This is a genomic window from Streptomyces sp. NPDC053076, assembly GCF_044546845.1.
GTDB lineage: Bacteria > Actinomycetota > Actinomycetes > Streptomycetales > Streptomycetaceae > Streptomyces.
Genome location: NZ_JBITZL010000003.1, coordinates 51,119 through 70,413, shown reverse-complemented (window position 1 = coordinate 70,413; position 19,295 = coordinate 51,119). Strand labels below are relative to the sequence as shown.

At 72.5% G+C, this 19,295-nt stretch carries 15 protein-coding genes and 2 pseudogenes; 8 read left to right on the top strand and 9 right to left on the bottom strand.

Annotated features, from left to right (window positions below):
- Nucleotides 1-115: 115 nt before the first annotated feature.
- Nucleotides 116-379: a GlsB/YeaQ/YmgE family stress response membrane protein gene (locus tag ACIGYR_RS13855; protein WP_391847821.1), complete on the top strand. Its 264-nt coding sequence runs from the start codon at nucleotides 116-118 to the stop codon at nucleotides 377-379.
- A 135-nt stretch (nucleotides 380-514) separates the two neighbouring features.
- Here ACIGYR_RS13855 and ACIGYR_RS13850 read toward each other — a convergent pair whose 3' ends face one another.
- Both ACIGYR_RS13850 and ACIGYR_RS13845 read right to left on the bottom strand, forming a co-directional pair.
- Entirely contained in the window at nucleotides 515-1,369 is an 855-nt protein-coding gene (locus ACIGYR_RS13850; protein ID WP_399598786.1) for a GNAT family N-acetyltransferase, read from the bottom strand.
- A gap of 457 nt (nucleotides 1,370-1,826) precedes the next feature.
- Entirely contained in the window at nucleotides 1,827-2,513 is a 687-nt protein-coding gene (locus ACIGYR_RS13845) for a chaplin (protein WP_399598783.1), read from the bottom strand.
- 286 nt (nucleotides 2,514-2,799) lie between these two features.
- Between ACIGYR_RS13845 and ACIGYR_RS13840 the strand changes: the two genes are divergently transcribed.
- Both ACIGYR_RS13840 and ACIGYR_RS13835 read left to right on the top strand, forming a co-directional pair.
- Complete coding sequence (locus ACIGYR_RS13840; protein ID WP_399598780.1) at nucleotides 2,800-4,404, top strand: alpha/beta hydrolase; 1,605 nt, start codon at nucleotides 2,800-2,802, stop codon at nucleotides 4,402-4,404.
- 152 nt (nucleotides 4,405-4,556) lie between these two features.
- Nucleotides 4,557-5,081: a DUF4232 domain-containing protein gene (locus tag ACIGYR_RS13835; RefSeq protein WP_399598779.1), complete on the top strand. Its 525-nt coding sequence runs from the start codon at nucleotides 4,557-4,559 to the stop codon at nucleotides 5,079-5,081.
- 21 nt (nucleotides 5,082-5,102) lie between these two features.
- Here ACIGYR_RS13835 and asnB read toward each other — a convergent pair whose 3' ends face one another.
- Nucleotides 5,103-6,944 (bottom strand): asparagine synthase (glutamine-hydrolyzing), encoded by a 1,842-nt coding sequence (asnB, locus tag ACIGYR_RS13830; protein WP_399598776.1) that lies wholly within the window; start codon nucleotides 6,942-6,944, stop codon nucleotides 5,103-5,105.
- A 277-nt stretch (nucleotides 6,945-7,221) separates the two neighbouring features.
- Nucleotides 7,222-8,001: an alpha/beta fold hydrolase gene (locus ACIGYR_RS13825; protein ID WP_399598773.1), complete on the bottom strand. Its 780-nt coding sequence runs from the start codon at nucleotides 7,999-8,001 to the stop codon at nucleotides 7,222-7,224.
- Between the two features lie 168 nt (nucleotides 8,002-8,169).
- Here ACIGYR_RS13825 and ACIGYR_RS13820 point away from each other — a divergent pair, with 168 nt between their 5' ends.
- Nucleotides 8,170-9,264, top strand: a complete 1,095-nt coding sequence (locus tag ACIGYR_RS13820; protein WP_399598772.1) for a chemotaxis protein — start codon at nucleotides 8,170-8,172, stop codon at nucleotides 9,262-9,264.
- A gap of 66 nt (nucleotides 9,265-9,330) precedes the next feature.
- Entirely contained in the window at nucleotides 9,331-10,356 is a 1,026-nt protein-coding gene (locus ACIGYR_RS13815) for a Gfo/Idh/MocA family protein (RefSeq protein ID WP_399598769.1), read from the top strand.
- Nucleotides 10,357-10,437: 81 nt separating this feature from the next.
- Here ACIGYR_RS13815 and ACIGYR_RS13810 read toward each other — a convergent pair.
- The 3 genes and pseudogenes from ACIGYR_RS13810 to ACIGYR_RS13800 all read right to left on the bottom strand — a co-directional run.
- Nucleotides 10,438-10,530: pseudogene (locus ACIGYR_RS13810) on the bottom strand (hypothetical protein); the annotation flags it as partial.
- Nucleotides 10,506-11,134 (bottom strand): annotated as a pseudogene (locus ACIGYR_RS13805) (alkaline phosphatase family protein); the annotation flags it as partial. The pseudogenes ACIGYR_RS13810 and ACIGYR_RS13805, both read right to left, overlap by 25 nt.
- A gap of 4 nt (nucleotides 11,135-11,138) precedes the next feature.
- The gene (locus tag ACIGYR_RS13800; protein WP_391847812.1) at nucleotides 11,139-11,552 is read right to left on the bottom strand and encodes an SsgA family sporulation/cell division regulator; all 414 of its coding nucleotides are present in this window, start codon (nucleotides 11,550-11,552) and stop codon (nucleotides 11,139-11,141) included.
- 340 nt (nucleotides 11,553-11,892) lie between these two features.
- On the opposite strand from ACIGYR_RS13800, the gene ACIGYR_RS13795 reads away from it, so the two are divergent.
- Entirely contained in the window at nucleotides 11,893-13,323 is a 1,431-nt protein-coding gene (locus ACIGYR_RS13795; protein ID WP_399598768.1) for a PP2C family protein-serine/threonine phosphatase, read from the top strand.
- Nucleotides 13,324-13,461: 138 nt separating this feature from the next.
- Here ACIGYR_RS13795 and ACIGYR_RS13790 read toward each other — a convergent pair whose 3' ends face one another.
- A complete protein-coding gene (locus tag ACIGYR_RS13790; RefSeq protein WP_391847810.1) occupies nucleotides 13,462-14,958 on the bottom strand; it encodes a hypothetical protein in 1,497 nt (498 codons plus the stop codon).
- 332 nt (nucleotides 14,959-15,290) lie between these two features.
- On the opposite strand from ACIGYR_RS13790, the gene ACIGYR_RS13785 reads away from it, so the two are divergent.
- The gene (locus ACIGYR_RS13785; protein ID WP_391847809.1) at nucleotides 15,291-16,436 is read left to right on the top strand and encodes an aminoglycoside phosphotransferase family protein; all 1,146 of its coding nucleotides are present in this window, start codon (nucleotides 15,291-15,293) and stop codon (nucleotides 16,434-16,436) included.
- A gap of 300 nt (nucleotides 16,437-16,736) precedes the next feature.
- Nucleotides 16,737-18,707, top strand: coding sequence for an N-acetylmuramoyl-L-alanine amidase (locus ACIGYR_RS13780; RefSeq protein ID WP_399598765.1), 1,971 nt, complete (start codon nucleotides 16,737-16,739; stop codon nucleotides 18,705-18,707).
- A gap of 40 nt (nucleotides 18,708-18,747) precedes the next feature.
- Here the strand turns inward: ACIGYR_RS13780 and ACIGYR_RS13775 are convergent, their stop codons facing one another.
- Nucleotides 18,748-19,245, bottom strand: coding sequence for a hypothetical protein (locus ACIGYR_RS13775; RefSeq protein WP_391847807.1), 498 nt, complete (start codon nucleotides 19,243-19,245; stop codon nucleotides 18,748-18,750).
- Between the last annotated feature and the right edge of the window lie 50 nt (nucleotides 19,246-19,295).

The following is a 19,295-nucleotide window of genomic DNA, read 5'->3' as shown; positions in this document are numbered from 1 at the left end:
TGAAGGTGAGGTGAACAGAGCTTGTGGCCACGACCGGAGCGGAGTGGCTCCGCCTGCTGCGGGCAGATTCCACAGCAGCGGGGTTCACCGGCTGGAGCGTCGAAGAGGGAACGCCATGGAGATCTCAGGCTTCATCAGCGCCGTCGTCATCGGCGTAGTCATCGGTGTGCTGGGCCGGCTGGTCGTTCCCGGCCGGCAGCGCATCGGCGTCCTGTGGACCATCGCCGTCGGCGTCGTGGCCGCGCTGCTCGGCTCGGCGATAGCCGCCGGGTTCGGCGTCGCCGACACCGACGGTCCCGACTGGATCGAGTGGTTCATCCAGATCGCCCTGGCGGCCGTGGGGGTGGCCGCACTGGACCGCGTCCAGGCCCGGCGCTGAGTCAGTTCCCGCAGGCGGACCGATGGGGTGGGACGAACTGCGTGGGCCGCGCCACCGCGTGGAGGCGCTGGACGGCGGACGAGCTACGGACCGCACCGCCGTTTCCACGCGTGCCGCCCTCACCTCGCCCGAGGATCAGCCGAGTTCGAGTGTGGTGACGCCGAACACCCGCTCCGCGGCGTACGCGCGTACCGGGCCGGTGTACATGCGGGCGGTCTCGAACGAGGAGCGCAGGCCGGCCGCTTCGGCGAGGGCGACACCGGCCGCGTTCGGCTCGGGCACGTCGATCGCGACCTCGCGGCCGGCCACGCCGTCGGTGAGCGCGGCGAACAGCGACCGGGCGTCGTCCGCGGTGTCCGCGAAGAGAGGGCCGATGCGCAGGGTGTCATGACCGGGGCGGATCACGCCGTAACCGGTGAGACGACCGCCGTCCTCGCGGACGACGGCACGGTGGCCGGGTCCGGTGAGCCACTCGGCGAGGAACCGGGGGCGGTCGGCGGGGTGGCAGGCGCTGTCGTAGGCGGTGAGCGCGGCCAGGTCGGCGGGTCCGACCGGGCGGACACCGGCGGGCGTCCCGCTCTCGGGGGCGGTGCCGCTGAACCGGACGGTGCGGTGGGCGAGCCGGAAGCCGGACTGCCGGTAGTTGTCCTGCTGGGCGACGACCCCGTCCAGACCGACGGTCCGGCTGCCCGCGTGGGCCAGGGCGGTCTTCCAGGTGGTGAGACCGTGTCCGTGGCCGCGCAGGTCGGGGCGGACCAGGTAGCAGCCGAGGAAGGAGTAGTCGGGGCCGTGATTGACGACGGAGATGGCCGAGACCGGCTCCCCGTCGATCCGGCCGAGGAAGAACCCGTCGGGATCCTGGGCGAAGAACGCGGGCCCGTCGGACAGCCCGGGATTCCAGCCCTCCGCCGCCGCCCACCCGCTGATCACCGGCCAGTCGGCGAGGGTGGCCTGCGAGAGGACGAGATCGTGGGGGGCCGCAGAGGTCATCGGTGCGCTCCGTTTCCGTCGGGTCGGTGTCGTACGGCACGGCCTCGGCCGGGCCGCCCGCAGCATCCTTGCGGATCAACGGGGGCCGCGCCATGGGGAGATCGGCCGATGGCCACCGTGCGGCGGCCCGCCTCACCGCACGGAACGGGGATCGGGTGCGGTGACGGCACACTGACGGAGCTGCTGCTACGGGCGCCCGCCTCGACGCCAGAACGTAGGAGCCGGGCGGGCTGACCGATCCGCCTCGACGCCAGGGCGAAGGAGACGGGCCGCTGACCGGCCCACGTCAACCCCAGAGAGAAGGAGCCGGGCGGCTGACCGGCCCGCCTCGACGCCAAGGCGCAGCAGCCGGGCGGGCTGACCAATCCGCCTCGACGCCAAGGCGGAAGAACCGGGCGGCTGACCGGTCTGTCCGGCCCCACCGGGACAAGGCCCGGTGGGGCCGGGCGCGGTCCGCTCAGCCGTTGCGGCCCGGGCGGAAGCGGCGGTACAAGGTCGCACCCGTCACCAGCAGCGCGGCGCTGCCGGCGATGGCGGGGGCCGTGAGGTCGGCTCCCGTGTGGGCCAGCGCGGCCGTCGCCGGGCGCACGGCGCGCGGGCCGGCGTGGGACCGGGCGTGGGCCGGGGGCTTCGGCACCCGGGGCCTGGGGGCCGGGGTGCGCGGGGCCTGGGGACGCTCGCCGGGACCGTTGACCGACTGGTTGCCGATGGCCGGATTTCCCAGGCCGACCACGTTGACGCTGTTCCCGGTGACGTTCACCGGCAGGTCGACCGGGAGCTGGATGCCGTTGCCCGAGATCACCCCGGGCGAGTCCGCGGCATCGCCGTGGGCGGACGCACCGCCCGACGTCGCCGATCCGCTCTTCCCCGCGCCGTCGGCCTTGGCCCCACCGCTGTTGGCGCAGGCGTTGCCCGCCGCCGGGTTGAGCAGCCCCACCACGTTCACCGTGTTGCCGCAGAGGTTCACCGGCACGTGCACCGGGAGCTGGATGCCGTTGCCGGAGACCAGCCCGGGCGAGCCGGCCGCCGTACCGCCGGCGCCGGCCCCGTCTGCCGCGAAGGCGGCGGACACCGGGAGCGCCACAACCATCGCGCCGGACGCGGCGGCGACGGCGATCACACCGTTTCGGGTAGCCCGTCTCATAGGTTCCCTGCCTTCCAGACTTCGTCGCGGGCACTCACCCGCCCCTCGTAGAACGTCGACGAACCGATCCGAGTTATGGCTAATCGGCCTTTCACCCCATCGAGCGGCACTGTTATCGAACTGCGTGTAAAGCCTCTGAATGATCACCAACAGGACACGGAGGGTGCGCAGGATACGACGGCGGGTGCCGTTCCGCTCGCCCGCAGGCGGGCCGTCCGGAGGCCGCCTATGGTGATCCGAGGGCGCCGTCCCCCGGTCCGCGGCGGGCGCCCCGGGAGGCAGATCGATGCTGGCCATGCTGTCCACACGGCCCACCGTGCGGCGCTGCGCGGGTTCCTCGGCACTCGCCCTGGCACTGCTCGGAGCGGGGCTGCCCGCGGCTGCCGCCGACCAGCCGCAGCCCGACCTGTCCCGGTTCTACCGGCAGCAGCCGGCCTGGGGTGCCTGCGAGGGCCCGGACATGCCCAAGGACCTGCAGTGTGCGAAGGTCACCGTTCCGCTCGACTACGCGAGACCCCGCGCGGGCACCCTGGACGTGGCGCTCGCCCGCTATCGCGCCACCGGCACGTCACGGGGCTCGGTGCTGCTGAACTTCGGCGGCCCGGGCGGGGCCGGCATCCCCGCGCTGGCCTCCGACGGCAGACAGTTCATGGACCTGACCAACGGCTACGACGTCGTCACCTTCGACCCGCGCGGCGTCGGCCGCTCCTCCCCCGTCAGCTGCGGCGAGGGCAGCGACGCTGCCTCCACCGCGGCGGGGAAGGCCGCCGACGCCGGCCATCCGCAGGCACTGTTCAAGCAGTTGCGACAGGCCGCCGACCAGTGCGCCCGGTACTCCGGCTCGGTGCTGCCCCACATCGGCACCATCAACGCCTCCCGCGACATGGACGTCATCCGCCAGGCGCTCGGCGACGACAAGCTCAACTACCTGGGCTTCTCCTACGGCACCCGGCTCGGCGCGGTGTACGCGGCGCAGTTCCCGGGCAAGGTCGGCCGGGTCGTCCTCGACGGTGTGGACACGCTGACCGAGTCGCTGGCCGAGCAGGGGATGGCGGGCGCCGAGGGACAGCAGACGGCACTGGACGATTTCCTGGACTGGTGTGCGACGGACATCGGGTGTCCGTTCGGGCAGGACCGGCGCGCGGCCGGGGACCAGGTGCTCCGGCTGGTGCGCTCGCTCGACGACAACCCGGTGCCCACGGGCCTGGGCGGCTCGCTCTCCGGCCAGGACCTGGTGGGCGCCATCGGGCAGGGCCTGTACAGCAAGGAGCTGTGGCCCTCGCTGCAACGCGCGCTGGCCTCGCTGATCGAGGACGGTGACGCCCGGCGTGTCCTGGCCTTCTCCACGGGCGGTGTCGGCCTGCCCCGCGGCCGGCACCGGACGGACGGCGGGCTGGTCGACACCGAGGACGTCCCGGCGGACAACCTCGCGGCCGCGCTGATGGCGATCAACTGCGCGGACGACCCCGACCGGCCCGCCGCGGCACAGCTCACCAAGGACCTGAAGGACCTGACGGCCGCGTACGACCGGGCCTCGCCGGTCTTCGGCCGCTACCGGCTCACCCAGCTGCTGATGTGCTACGGCCGCCCTGTGGGGACCGACTTCATCCGTGACCGGGTGAAGAACGTGCACTCGGCGAAGATGCTGCTCGTGGGCACGCGCGGCGACCCGGCGACGCCGTACCGGTGGACCGTGGAGACCGCCCGCCGGCTCGGCCCGTCGGCGGTGGTGCTCGACAGCAAGGGCGAGGGCCACACCGGGTACTCCTCCTCCACGTGCGTGCACGGCAAGATCAACGACTTCCTGCTCTACGGCACACTGCCCGCCAGCGGCAGTTCCTGCCCCGCGGACGCGCCGCCCGCGGGCGTCGCCCCGAACAGCGCCGACTGACGGCGTCGCGCACCACCGGCCGGTGACGGAAGCGGCGCGACCAGGCGGCAGCCGCGAACCGGGGCAGAATCGGGGGTGTGCCGGTCGTCACACCGGGCAGGCGCCTCTCCCGGCCGCCGTATTCCGTACGTCCACGACAGGGGGACATCCTCATGCGCATCCGCGCCGCCATCGCCGTACCCACCGCCTCGGCCGCCGCGGTGGCCCTGCTGCTGAGCGCGCCGCCCGGCCAGGCCGCCACCGGCCAGGGCCGGTCCGTCCGCTGTGCCGAGCAGTCGCTGACCCTGCGGGCCAAGGCCGCGCCCGGCCACCCGACCGTGCTGCGGGTCGAGGTCACCAATCGCGGCACCCGTGCCTGCGTCGTCGACCGCGTGTCCACGGTGACGTTCGGGGGCCTGGACGGGGCCGCGCTGCCCGTGCCGCAGGGCGGCACCGGCAGCTACCGGCTCACGGCGGGCGGCACCGCCCACGCCGACGTCCGGACCATCGCCGACCCGGCGGACCCCGAGGCCCGCCGGGTGGACTCGGTCACGGTGGCGGCGTCGGCCGCGCACTGGGGCCGCTCCTTCACCGCCACGCGGCTGGGCACCGGGCGGCAGGTGCTCGTCTGGGAGCCGGTGACCACGTGGTGGCAGCCGTCGGCGGCGGCCGCGGACCGGGCCATCGGCCTCGGCTGAGCACCGGCCCGGGCGGGCGGCTCAGCCGAGCACCAGCTCGGGCGAGTAGAGGTCCAGCCACCGGGCGAGGTCCAGGGTGCGCTCCAGGCCGCGCCGGGCCGCCTGGGTGCTGACCGGCGCGGTGCGCTCGGCAGCCCGGCGGACCCGGTCCCGGTCGACGACGTCGAAGACGGGGTGGGAGGGCCGGGCGAGCACCTCCTTGACCTGTTCCTGCAGCGCGCGGGCGTACTGCGGGTCCTGCGTGGACGGGTACGGGCTCTTCACCCGGTCGTACACCGAGCGCGGCAGGACGTCCGCCGACGCCTCCCGGAGCAGGCTCTTCTCCCGGCCGTCGAAGGACTTCAGGGCCCAGGGCGTGTTGTAGACGTACTCGACCAGCCGGTGGTCGCAGAACGGCACCCGGACCTCCAGGCCGACGGCCATGCTCATCCGGTCCTTGCGGTCCAGCAGCATGCGCACGAAGCGGGTCAGGTGCAGATGGCAGATCTGCCGCATCCGGTACTCGAAGTCGCTCTCGCCGTCCAGCCGGTCGATGCCGGCGACGGCGGTGCGGTATCCGTCGGCGACATAGCCTTCCAGGTCCAGGGACTTGGTGACGTCGGCGCGCAGCACGTCGGCGTCCTCGCCGAAGTGCCGGCCCATGTTGGTCAGCCAGGGGAAGGTGTCGGCGCGGCGCGCCTCTTCGTCGAAGAACTGCAGGTAGCCGCCGAAGACCTCGTCGGCGGACTCGCCGGAGAGGGCCACCGTGGACTTCTCCCGGACGGCGCGGAAGAGCAGCAGCAGTGAGGTGTCCATGTCGCCGAGGCCGGACGGCAGGTCGCGGGCCCGGATCACCTGCTCGCGCACGGCGGGGTCGGCGAGGGCGTCGGAGTCGAGCACGATGTCCTGGTGGTCGGTGCCGGCGAGCCGGGCGACGTCGTGCACGAAGGGCGTGTCCGGGGTGCCGCGCAGTTCGTCGGCGACGAAGTGCTCGGTCTGGCCGACGAAGTCGACGGCGAAGCTGCGCACCTTCTCGCCCTGCTCGGCGAGTTGCCGGGCGGCGATCGCGGTCATGGCGGAGGAGTCGAGCCCGCCGGAGAGCAGGGTGCAGCGCGGCACGTCGGCGACCAACTGGCGGCGCACGATGTCGTCGAGGAGCGAGCGCACGGTGTCGATCGTGGTGTCGCGGTCGTCGGTGTGCGGGCGGGTCTCCAGGCGCCAGTACACGCGGGTGGACAGGCCGGAGCGGTCGACGGTGACGACGGTGCCGGGCTCCACCTCGCGCATGCCGTCCCAGACGGCGTGTCCCGGCGTCTTGATCATGACGAACAGCTCGCGCAGACCGTCCGCCGTGACGCGGGGCCGGGCCAGCGGGTTGGCGAGGATGGCCTTGGGCTCGGAGCCGAACAGGACGCCGTCGGCGGTCGGGTAGCAGTAGAACGGCTTGATGCCCATGCGGTCGCGGATCATCACCAGCTTGTCGCGCCGGCCGTCCCAGACGGCGAACGCGTACATGCCGTTGAGCCGTTCGGCCACCGCGTCACCCCACTCCAGATAGCCGTGCAGCACGACCTCGGTGTCGGAGTCGGTGGTGAACCGGTGGCCGCGGTCCCTCAGTTCCCGGCGCAGCTCGGTGAAGTTGTAGGTCTCCCCGGAATACACCAGGGCGACGGTGCCCTCGGGGGTGGTCAGGGACATCGGCTGGCGGCCGCCGGGGAGGTCGATGATGGCGAGCCGGCGGTGTCCGAGGGCGGCGGGGCCCTCGGTCCAGGTGCCGCGGTCGTCCGGGCCCCGGCAGGCCATCGTCTCGGTCATCGCATGCAATGTGGTGGCCTCGGCCGTCAGGTCACGGTCGAAGGAGATCCATCCGGTGATGCCGCACATGCGCTACCTCCTGCCTCCGGCTTGCCGGCAGATCCGCTCCCACCTGGGCTTTCTCGGTGGGCGGAGGTCCGACCGACAAACCAGTTGTATCGAGCACCTATATGACGAGCGTCCGTCAGGCACCCGGTGGAGTCAACGCGGCGTCAACACGGCAGGCCCGGCCGGCCCATGGTTTCAGCCGTGTTTTGCCTCAGCAAAATCCGCGCGCGGGCCTGTTACCGCGGCAGTGGCGACAGGAACCGGCCACGGGCAAAGACTTCCTCAAGCACCCCACGTCCTACGCCTTCGCGGTCAGAAACGAGTCGAGCGCCCGGGTCAGTTCGGCGGGCTTCTCCAGCGGCAGCTCGTGGCCCGCGTCCAGGATGCGCACGACCGCGTCGGGGTAGGCGCCGGCCATCCGGAGCATCTGCCGCACCGGGAGCTGCACGTCGTGGTAGCCGTGCACCATCAGCGTCGGCACGGAGATCTCGCCGGCCCGGTCCAGGACGTCGAAGGCCCGCATCGCACCGTAGAGGGTCATGACGACCTCGCGCGGGGTGGCGGCGGAGGCGCGGATGTGCGCCCGGATCAACTCGCGCGGATAGCCCGGCGCGAAGGCCCGCTGGATGTTGGCGGCCACGAACAGCTTGAACGGCACCAGAGTGGAGGCGGCCATGAGCAGACCGCGGCCACGGCTGTAGGTCATCCGGCCGATGGAGCCCACCAGCACCATCCGCTCCACGCGCGCGGGGTGCGCGAGGGCGATGGTCTGCGCGATCATCCCGCCCATCGAGTGGCCGACCAGCACACACCGGTCCACTCCGATGTGGTCGAGCAGCGCGAGGACGTCCCGCGCCAGCTCCTCGATCGTCCGCACCCCGGCGCCCGTGCTGTCCCCGTGACCGCGCAGGTCCAGCCGGACCACCCGGCGCCGCGCGCGGAAGTGCGCCATCTGGTGGTCCCAGCGGTGCCGGTCGGCGGTCCAGCCGTGCACGAACACCACGGGCACCTCCGCCCCGTCGCGGGGGCCCTCGTCGTCGTACGCCAGCGTCGCTCCGTCGACGTCGAGCTGTGGCATGAGGGCCTCCCGGGGTGCGGCACGGTCTGGTTACTGACGGGTACGGTATCCGGCCGCACGGCCCCGCGTCACCGGTGTCCGCCAGGAGGTCCGGCGGCGGACAGCGGAGCCGCCGGGGCCCGGATTACCCCGAATGCCGTAAAGGTGATTCCGCCCTATCGTCGTGTCATGGAGCACGCACTGAGTCCCGTGACCCTTGCCGAACTACGGCGTCCGCGCCCCTACCCGGCGGTCTCCGTGCTGACCCCGACGCACCGTCGGGAACGTGGAAGCGGCCAGGACCCGGTCCGGCTGCGCAATGTGGTGACCGAGGCGCGCAGACGCCTGGAGTCCGACCCGGCCGTCACCCGCGAGCGGCGTGCCGACGTCGTGGCACAGCTCGACCGGGCCCTGGCCGAGGTGGACCTGACGCATGCCGAGGACGGCCTGGTGATCTTCGCCGCACCGGGCGAGCACCAGGTGTGGTCGCTGGCCCGGACCGTTCCCGAGCGGGTGGTGCTGTCGGACACCTTCCTCACCCGCAATCTGGTCGCCGCGCAGGCCGCGGAGCGGCCGTTCTGGGTACTGTCGGTCTCCGCGGACTGCGTCACCCTGTGGAGCGGCGGCGAGGACCGTGTGGTGCAGGACCGCTCGGGCGGCTTCCCGCTGGAGCGCAGGCAGGAGAATTTCGACGCGGAGCGCCAGATGCGGATCGGCGACCTGCCGAGCGCCTTCCGCGACGAGGGCACCCGCCAGTTCCTGCGGGAGGCGGACGCCGCCATGAGCGCGGTCCTGCGCGAGGAGCCCCGGCCGCTGTACGTCACCGGCGAGCACGCGGCGCTGTCTTTGCTGGAGGAGGCCGGCACCGTCGCCAGGACCGCCGTCCACGTCCCGCACGGCGGCCTCGCGCACGCCGGTCCCGACGCCGTCTGGCAGGCGCTGCGGCCGGTGCTGGAGGCGGAGAACCGCAAGGGCGCCACGGCCGTGGTCCAGGAGCTGACCTCGGCACGGGGTCACCGGATGTTCGCCGCCGGCCTGGACGAGCTGTGGCAGAGCGCGCGCGAGGGCAGGGTCCGGCTGCTGGCGGTGGAGGAGAACTTCCGGGCCACCGTCCGCGATCTCGGCGAGCACCTGATGCCGGCCGAACCCGGCGATCTGGACGCCCGCGACGACATCGTGGACGAGATCGTCGAGCAGTGTCTGGAGACCGGTGCCGACGTGCGCTTCGTGCCCGACGGCACGCTGGGCGACGCGGACGGCATCGCGGGCGTGCTGCGCTACTGACCCGCGGACCGCGCTCGCTCGTCGGCGTACGCTACGGCGTGATCGTCGGCGTAAGGGAGCGCGTGCATGGGTGACCTGCTGGGCGTGGCGGTACTGGGTGCCGGACACATGGGAGCCGACCACATACGACGCCTCGACCGGGTGGTGAGCGGCGCCAGGGTCGCCGCCGTGGCCGACCCGGAGGTCGAACGCGCGAAGGAGGCGGCGGCCGGCCTGGACGACGTCACCGTGCACAGCGACCCGGTGGCCGCGCTCGACGCGCCCGGCGTCGCGGCGGTGCTGGTCGCCTCCCCCGGTCCCGCGCACGAGGAGGCGCTGCTCGCCGCGTTCCGCAGGAACCTGCCCGTGCTGTGCGAGAAGCCCATGGTGCCGGACTCCACCGGAGCCCTGCGGGTCATGGAGGCGGAGGCGCGGCTCGGCCGCCGGCTGGCGCAGATCGGCTTCATGCGCCGCTACGACGCCGAGTACCGGCGGCTGAAGTCCCTGCTGGACGGGGGTGGTCTGGGCCGGCCCCTGATGCTGCACTGCACCCACCGCAACGTCTCCTCCCCCAGCCACTTCACCAGCGCCATGCTGGTCAACAGCTCGGTCTCGCACGAGATCGACGCGGCCCGCTGGCTGCTCCGGCAGGAACTGACGGCGGTGACCGTGCTGCGCCCCACGCCGTCCGCCGGCGCCCCCGAGGGGCTGCTGGATCCGCAGTTCGTCCTGTTCGAGACCGAAGGCGGCGCGCTGGTCGACGTCGAGGTCTTCGTGAACTGCGGCTTCGGCTACCAGGTGCGGTGCGAGGCCGTGTGCGAGAGGGGCAGCGCACGGATCGGTGACGAGCACACCATGGTGGTCACCACGGCGGGCAGCGCCCGTGAGGAGGTGGCACAGGACTACCTCGTCCGCTTCGCCGACGCCTACGACCGCGAGGTGCAGACCTGGGTGGACGCCACCCGGCGCGGCGAGGTGACCGGTCCGGGCGTCTGGGACGGCTACGCGGCGTCCGTCGTCGCCGAGGCGGGGGTCCGGGCGCTGGAGACCGGCGGCCGGGTGACCGTGGATCTCGCCCCGCGCCCGGACCTGTACGCCGGCGTCAGCCGCTGACGCCGGCGGCGCCCGTCTCCAGATGCCGGTGAACCGGCGCGACCAGGTCGCGTCGGAGCCGACGGTCACCGTGAAGTCGTACCAGCCGTTCTGGTACGCGACGGCGTTGAAGTAGTCCTCCGTCGAGCCGCCCGCGGCGACGGTGCAGGTCGCCAGTCGCTGGTGTGGGGGCACTTGGCGGGCTTGCCGAGCGCCGCCGTCCAGGTCTCCAGGAAGCGCAGGACCGAGGTGTGCTCGAAGACCTCGGAGGAGATCCGGCCGCCGCGCGTCCAGGGCGAGACGACGATCATCGCCACGCGGAAGCCGAAGCCGTACGGCACACCGTTGAGGAACTCCCCGGCGGTTCCGGCGGGCGGAAGTAGGCGCACCCGTTGTCGCCGTAGTTGTCCGCCGCGTTCTGGTAGACCTTCCAGCTCACCCCGGCCGCCTGCAGCGCCTCGGCGTAGTTCTGCCAGGTCAGGCCGGACTCGTCGCCGCCGTCGTAGCGGGCGGAGTCGACCTTGCCGCTCCACAGGTAGGTGTGGTTGGGGCCGGTGGCGCTGAGCGTGGAGGAGAAGTAGGCGTCGCAGATGGTGTAGTTGTCGGCGAGCGTGTAGTGGAACGGGATGTCGGAGCGGTCCAGGTAGCCGAGCGAGCGGACGTTGCCGACGCCCGCGACCCAGTTGTCCAGGCGGCCCTTGTTCCAGGCGGAGTGCTGCGAGGCCCAGGAGTGCGGCAGGTCGCCGTTGCACTGGGCGAGGGTCTCGCCGTCCGCGTCGCCCGCGTCCGGTGTCCCAGCGGGCTCACACCCCGCCGAACAGAGCGCTCAGCCCCCGCTCCACCACCGCCGACACATCCTCCTGGCCGCACGCCACCGTCTCGTAGGTGCGCACCAGGAAGCGCCGCAGCGCCGCGGCCTGGAACAGCAGCAGGGCCACGCCGTGCGGCGAGTGGAACTCCAGTACCGTCCGGGCGCGCCCGTACGGCCATATCTGTACGTCCCCGTGGCCCGCCGGGGCCCGCAGCCCCTGGTCCAGCAGGGAACGCGCGAAGGTCCAGGTGACCTCCTCGCCGTGCAGGGCGGCCTCGGCGGGGAAGTCCAGGAACACGGCGAGCGGATCGTCCGCGGCGTAGCGCAGGGTGGCCTGCACCGGGACCTCCCGGTCCTCCGCCGTGATGAGTCTGGCCCGGGTGGGCTGTTCGATGGTGATGTCCATGCCCATAAGGAGTCGGCGAGGGCCTGTCGCATGGCGCCAATTCCGGTCAGAGTTCGGCGGGTACCGGCCGCTCCGCGGCATCCGCGAACAGAGATGCGTCGAACGTGTGCCTGAACGCCGGAGCAGGGCGGCGCTCCGGGGTCAACTCGTCCAAGAGTGCTACGACTTGGCGACCACGACGCGTACGTCATTCGTACCCGTGGATCCCTCCGGGAAGACTCTGGCATATGTCAGAAGCACCACCGTATCGTGTGTTGCCAAATCCCTTACAGGGCGTCGCGGGCTGTGCAACAGTCGTAACGGTCCCCCGCCGTACCGTCCCCCCCATTCGGAGTGCGTCATGCCGTCCCCAGTCTCCGCGGACCGCCCAGCCGCCCAGCCGCCCGGACGCGGCTCGGTCGATGCGCTGATAACGCAGGCGCGGCGGCTCAAGGGCGACGTGGACGCCGTACGGCGGGACGCCCGGAGCCACGGTTCGGACCCCGAGGAGCGGTGGCAGCGGGCCCTGTACGACCTGGCCCTGCACCAACTGGACGATGTGGACGCCCACTTGGCCCAGCTGCGGGACGGCCCGCTCCCCGCGCCGGCCGGACCCGCCGGGCCGCCCGCCGGCCGGCCCGAACCGGCTGCCGCTCCGGGCGGTTCACTGCTCAGCCGTGTCGGCAGCGCCGAGTGGCACCTGTCGACGGACGAGGCCACCTGGTCCGCGGAGTTGTACCAGATCCTCGGCCTCGACCCGGCCGGTCCCGCCCTCACCCTGGACGAGCTGCCCGGCCTGGTCCTGGAGGAGGACCGGCCGAGGCTGACCGCGATGGTGACGGACTGCCTGGTCGACGCCAAGCCGATCGACGGCGAGTTCCGCGTCGTACGGCCCGACGGCTCCACGCGGACCGTGCACATGATGGGCGAACCCGTGCTCGGCGCCGACGGCGGCACGACCTCCATGTGGGCCGTGCTGCGCGACGTCAGCGAACTGCGCCGCTGCCGGCGGGCGGTGCACGAGACCCGTGACTCGCTGCACCACCACCGCCGGCAGGAGCAGACCGAGCACCGGATCGCGGCAGAGCTGCAGGAAGCCGTGCTACCGCCATGGCGCGGCTCCCTGCGGCTCCCGCACCAGGGGCCGGCGGCCCTCGATCTGGCCGCCCACCGGCTGACGGCCGCGAGCGCCCCCCCGATCGGCGGGAACTGGTACGACGCGCTGGAGCTGTCCGACGGCCAGACCCTGCTCAGCCTGGGCGACCTCACCGGAGAGGGCGTCGCCGTCGCCTCCGGCATGGCGACGCTGCTCGGCGCCGTCCGCGGCATGGCGATGGCCGGCACGGAGCCCGGCCGACTGCTCACCCTGCTCAACCAGTTACTCGACACCTCCGTGCAGCCCGCCCTCGGCAGCGCCGTCTGCTGCCGCTACCGGCCCGAGACCCGCACCCTGGTCTGGGCGCAGGCGGGACACCCCGCTCCGCTGCTGTACCGCGACGGAACGGGGTGCACGCTGAACACACCGGACGGTGTGCTCCTCGGCGCCTCCTCGGGCGCCGTCTACGGGCAGTCCGTGGTCACCCTGCGACCGGGCGACCTGCTCCTCCTGCACACCGACGGGCTGATGTCGGGCCACGGCAGGACGGCGGCCGTGGACCGGCTGCTCGGCCTCGCCCCACGGCTCGGCGCGGCGCGCACCGCGCAGGACTGTGTGCGGACGGTCGTCGAGGAGTTCGGCGGAGCCGGACGCGAGGACGACGCGTGTGTGCTCGTCGCCAAGGTCACCGCCTGAACCGATCCGCCAAGGTCACCGCATGAGCTGACCCACCGCAGTCACCGCATGAGTTGACCCACCGCAGTCGCCGCATGGGCTGACCCACCGGGGTCGCCGTACGAACCGACCTGTGGGGCCGGACGGCGCGCAGGCCCCCTATGCCGGTGCGCCGTTGCCGTCACCCTTGGCCCTCGGCTTGGGCAGGACGAGCTTGATCTCCTCCCGCAGCTCGTGGATCTTCGGGTAGCCGGCGTACTCGGCGGTCAGCCGGTACATCTGCCGCAGCCGGTCCCAGGTGCGACGGGATGAGTTCGAGCCCATCGACATCAGCGCCAACCGCGCGTAACGGTCCGCCTGTTCGGGGTCGTCGGCGATGAAGCAGGCCGATGCCATGGAAAGATGGTCGAAGATCTTCGACCGCTCCCGTCCGTCGACGCGCAGGGCGAGGGCCTTCTCCGCGTAGTGCTGGGCGTGCGCGGCCGCACCCGGGTCGAACTCCGCCAGGGTGCGATAGGCGAGCGCCTGCATGCCGTACAGGTCCTCGTCCTTGAAGGTCTGCATCCAGTCCGGCTGTTCCACGTCCCGCCGGTCGGAGACGAACAGGTCCTCCGCCTGGCCGAGCGTGCGGCGCATCGCCTGACCCTTGCCCATCGACGCCTGTGCCCACGCCTCGATGGTGTGGAACATCGCCTTCGTCCGCGGCTGGAGCCGGTCGCCGGCGCCGGACTGGGCGAGCTTCATCAGGTCCAGGGCGTCGTCCGGCCGCCCGAGGTGCACCATCTGACGGGCCGCCCGGGACAGGGCCTCACCGGCGCGCGGCCGGTCACCGCCCTCCCGCGCGGCATGGGCGGCGATGACGAAGTACTTCTGCGCCGTGGGCTCCAGGCCGACGTCGTGCGACATCCAGCCCGCGAGGACGGCGAGGTTGGCGGCGACGCCCCACAGGCGCCGCTGGAGGTGGGGTGGATGGTGATAGGCGAGCATGCCGCCCACTTCGTTGAGCTGGCCCACGACCGCCTTGCGCTGCAGCCCGCCGCCACGGGCCGCGTCCCAGGCGCGGAACACCTCGACCGAGCGCTCCAGCTCCTCGATCTCCTGTGACCCGATGGGTGCGGCCTCGTACCGGTCGAACCCGGCGGGGTCGATGTGCAAGGGGTCGTCGAGGAGGGGGGCGTCGGCCTTCAGGGCCGGGTCGGTGTGCAGCCAGTCGTGCATGGCGCTGCTGAGTGTGGATCCCGCGGCGAGCGCGGCACCCGCGCCCACCAAGCCGCGTCGGTTGAGCATGAGGTCCATTCCCGTGAATTCGGTGAGGACCGCGGCGGTCCGCTCGGGCGGCCACGGCACACCGTCGGGATGTTCCTCGATCCCGCCACCCTGCCGTTTTCCCGCACGCCCGTGCCGCACCAGACCAAGGTCCTCGATGGTCACGACACGGCCGAGACGCTCGGTGAACAGAGCCGCCAGCACCCGCGGCACGGGATCGCGCGGGATCTCTCCCATGTCGATCCACCGCCGTACCCGGGAGGTGTCGGTCGACAGCTGGGGGTGGCCCATGGCCGCCGCCTGCCGGTTGACCAGCCTCGCGAGTTCGCCCTTGGACCAGCCGGCCAGGCCGAACAGGTCCGCAAGGCGGGTGTTGGGTTGTCCGCTCACGTCAAGCCCCCAGGTTCTCGGCTGAGTTGACAGTAGCCCGGTGCAAGTTGCCGGGCGACTATTCGCCACGGTTCGCCAGGGTCCGCCAGATGGTGTGCCACCGGCCACCGGGTGTCAGGTAGGAACGAGCCACCCCGACCCGGTCGCCAGCTCCATATGGCGGCCCCATAGCGGCATATGACGGGCACATTCCCCAGGATGTGTCCGGGCGGCCGGGCCGGGGGGCGCACGCTCCCGAAACCACGCTCATGGGTCACACACCCGCGAGCACGGGTTCGGAACGCGGACGTACAGGCAGGCACAGCAGGCACACGAAGGGATCTGTATCTCCCATGTACGCAGCATCGTCCTCCGTGTCCGCCCCGCCCCGGCCGCTGCGCACCCGCCCCGCGGGCGGCGGACCGTACCTCGACCCGGCGGCGCGGCCGGGCAGCCCCGTGCTGGGCGCGGGCCGGCCCCGGCGGATCCCGGGGCAGCCCGGGTCCCAACCGCTCAGCGGGCGGCTCGACCTGTCCGGCCCCCAGGGCGCCCAACTGCGCACCGCGCTGGCGTCGGTGCACCGGATCTGCCCGGAGTTCGCTCCGGTGCAGGTTCTGCGGCGCAGTGGACGGTCCGTCCTCCTGGTGGGGACGACGGGGCGCAGCACGGCCGTCGCCAAGTGCCTTCTGGACCACTCGCCGGCCTGGGCGGAGCGGAGCCGTCAGGAAATAGCCGCATACCGCTCGTTCGTCCGGCACCGGCCGCCGGTCCGGGTGCCGAGGCTGATCGCGGCGGACCCGGACAACTGCACACTGGTGATCGAGCGGATGCCGGGCCGTACGGCGGCGTTCCAGCGGCATCCGATGGAGGCTCCGCCGCGCGCGGACATCAGGGCCGCGCTCGGCGCGATCTGCCGGCTGAACGCGTGGCGGCCCCCGGCGGGCACCTTCGACATGCCGCTGGACTACGCGGCCCGGATCTCCCGGTACCACGAGCTGGGCCTGCTCACCGACCGGGACCTCGGTGACCTGCAGAAGCTGCTGCACGGCATCGCCCACGAGGTGGGCCGGCACGGCATGCTCCAGTTCTGCCACGGCGACGCCCTGCTCTCGAACCTCCTGCTCTCACCGGCCGGTCCAGTGCTGGTGGACTGGGAGCACGCGGGCTGGTATCTGCCGGGGTACGACCTGGCGACGCTCTGGCTGGTCCTCGGGGACGCGCCGGTGGCCCGGCGGCAGATCAGCCAGATCGCCCAGTCGGCGGGCCCCGCCTCCCGGGATGCCTTCCTGGTGAACCTGATGCTCCTGCTCACCCGGGAGATCCGTACGTACGAGACGGCCGTGCAGCGTTCGATGCACGAAACGGCCCCGGCGGCACCGGGCACGGCCCAGCCGGGTGCTGCGCCGTCCGGCGAGGAACAGCGGCTGCTGCTCAGGCGGCTGCACGACGACTGCCAGATGGCCCGCAGGGCCGTCCGTGCGGCGGTCGGCACTCGCTGACGGGGACGACGGCTCCGCGGTGTGCGCTGAGCGGCGGCGCACCGCGGACCTTCGTGCCCGGGCCCCGCAGCCCGGCGCGGGCACCCTCCCACGCCGACCCGGCTCGGCAGGACCACTGGTGTACGCCAGTGACGCCCCGCAGGCCCGCGCACCGCCGCCGCGAAACTCGCCACAAACCCTCCGTGACGTGGGAAATTCCCTTCCTGACGGCATCATTGACGGATCGTCGGCAAGCCGGTACCACTGATCCAGCTCGGCGCCGCGCGCCCCGCCACGCTCCGCCCGTCACAGGAGGCCGCATTGCGAGGATCCGCCACCGACCCCACGTCCACACCCGGCCCCAGAAGCCTGCGGCGGACCGCCGTCCCACTCGCCTCCGCGGCCCTGCTGCTGCCGTTGCTCGGCGCGACCCCGGCCCACACCGCCACGGACTCCTCCGCGAACCGCTTGCAGCACGCGTTCGCCACCGCGGCGGCCGACTACCACGTGCCCCAGAGCGTCCTGCTGGCCGTCTCCTATCTACAGTCCCGCTGGGACCGGCACGGCGGCGCGCCGAGCGTGACCGGCGGCTACGGCCCGATGCATCTCACCGACGCCCCCACGGCCCTGGCCACCGCGGAGCACTTCGCCGAGGGGACGGAGGACGCCCGGGGCGACACCGCCCGCGCCGCGCTGCACCCGGACGCCGAGGCGCCGGCCGAATCGGCGGTCCCGGCCCGTCTGAAGACACTGCCGAAGGCGGCGGAGCTGACGGGCGTCCCCGCCGACGAGTTGCGCACCGACCCGGCGGCGAACGTGGCCGGCGGCGCGGCTCTGCTCGCCGCCGCGCAGAGGGAGCTGGGCGAACCGCTGAGCGCCGATCCGGCCGACTGGTACGGCGCGGTGGCCCGGTTCTCCGGCGCCGACGACACGGCGACCGCCGCCGCGTACGCCGACGACGTCTACGACGTGCTGCGCACGGGCGAGGAGCGCACCACGGACGACGGCCAGCTGGTGACCCTGGCCGCCCAGCCACGGCTGACCGCCGACACCGCCCAGCTGAAGCGGGCCGGTCTGCGCACGCTGCCCACCGACGGCACCGAGTGCCCGAGGTCGGTGTCCTGCGAGTCGGTTCCGGCTCCCTACGCGGAGTTCGGGGACAACGACTACGGCAACCACGACCTCGGCGACCGCCCGGCGTCCCAGCGCATCAAGTACATCGTCATCCATGACACGGAGGGTGCCTGGGACGGCGTCCTGAAGCTGATCCAGGACCCCACTTACGTGTCCTGGAACTACACGATCCGCTCGACCGACGGTCTGATCGCCCAGCACGTCAAGGCGAAGGACGTGGCCTGGCATGCCGGCAACTGGGACGTCAACGCGCGGTCCGTCGGCATCGAGCACGAGGGATTCCTCGCCCAGCCGGACGCCTGGTACACGGAGGCGATGTACCGCGCCTCGGCGCGGCTGGTGAGGTATCTGGCCCGGACGTACGGCATCCCGCTGGACCGGCAGCACATCCTGGGCCATGACAACGTGCCCGGACCGACCACCTCCACGATCCCGGGGATGCACACGGATCCCGGCCCGTACTGGGACTGGCGGCACTATTTCCAGCTCCTGGGCCACCCGTTCCGGCGTACCGGCGGCGAGCACGCCGGAGTGGTGACGGTCCTGCCGGACTACGCCTCGAACCGGCCCGTGTACACCGGCTGCACCACCAAGGGCGAGCCGTGCACGGCGCACGGCTCCGGCGAGGTGCGGCTGTACACGGATCACGACGTGACCGCCCCGCTGATCAAGGACATCGGTCTGAAGACGGACCCGACCGACGGGGTGAACGATCTGTCCTCGCGGGTCTCCACCGGCCAGCAGTACGCGGTCGCCGACCGTTGGGGCGACTGGACCGCCATCTGGTACCTCGGGCAGAAGGCATGGTTCCACGATCCCCGCGAGGAGCCGGCGGCCGTTCCGGCGACGGGTTTCGTGGTGACCCCGCGCGACGGCCTGGCGAGCGTCCCGGTGTACGGCCGCGCCTACCCGGAGAAGGAGGCGTACCCGGCGGAGCTCCCCGCCCAGTCGGTGCTGCCGCTGCCCTACACGATCCCGGCCGGGCAGAAGTACGTGGCCGGTGACGTGATGCCGGGCGAGTACTACTACGCGGTCACCTTCACCACCGACTCGCACCGGGTCGTGGTGGGCAAGGACCTGTACTACGAGATCCAGTACGGCCACCGTGTCGCGTTCGTCCGTGCCGCGGACGTGACGCTCGAACTCCCGGCCCGCTAGCGGCGGGGCGAGGAGTCTCGGCCCTGCCGGGCGGGGCGTCTCAGCCCTGCTGGAAAAGCTCCGCCGGGAGCGGCTTCAGCAGGGCGTACAGGTCGTCGGTGATGGGGCGGTCCCAGGCGGCGATGGTCACGAGGACGCCATCGCTGCGGTCGAACTGGACGCAGGAGATCCGGCTCTCGGAGAGCTTCAGCCGCCGCACGATGAGGAGGTTGTCGCCCTGGAGCACCGGCGTGTCCTCGGAGCCGACGACGGTGATCTCCTCGTCGTTCTCCAGGGCGAGCAGCAGCTGGCCCACCTCGAAGGGGATCTCGCCCTCCGCGACCTCACGGGCCGGGGAGCCCTCGGGGAGGTTGCCGATGATCATCGCGGGGCCGCGTCCGCCGAACAGGTCGTAGCGCAGGAAGACACCCTGGCAGGTGCCGTCGGGGGCGGGCAGCAGGCCCGCGCCGAGGTTGCCCGGCCAGTCGCCCGGGTCCATGGCCAGCACGTCGAAGTCGGGTCCGGCAGGGGTCGCGCTGCGGCGGCGGAGGAACGACATGCGGCCATGGTACGTGCCCGTGCTCCGGTGGGTGGTCCGTGGGCGCCCGG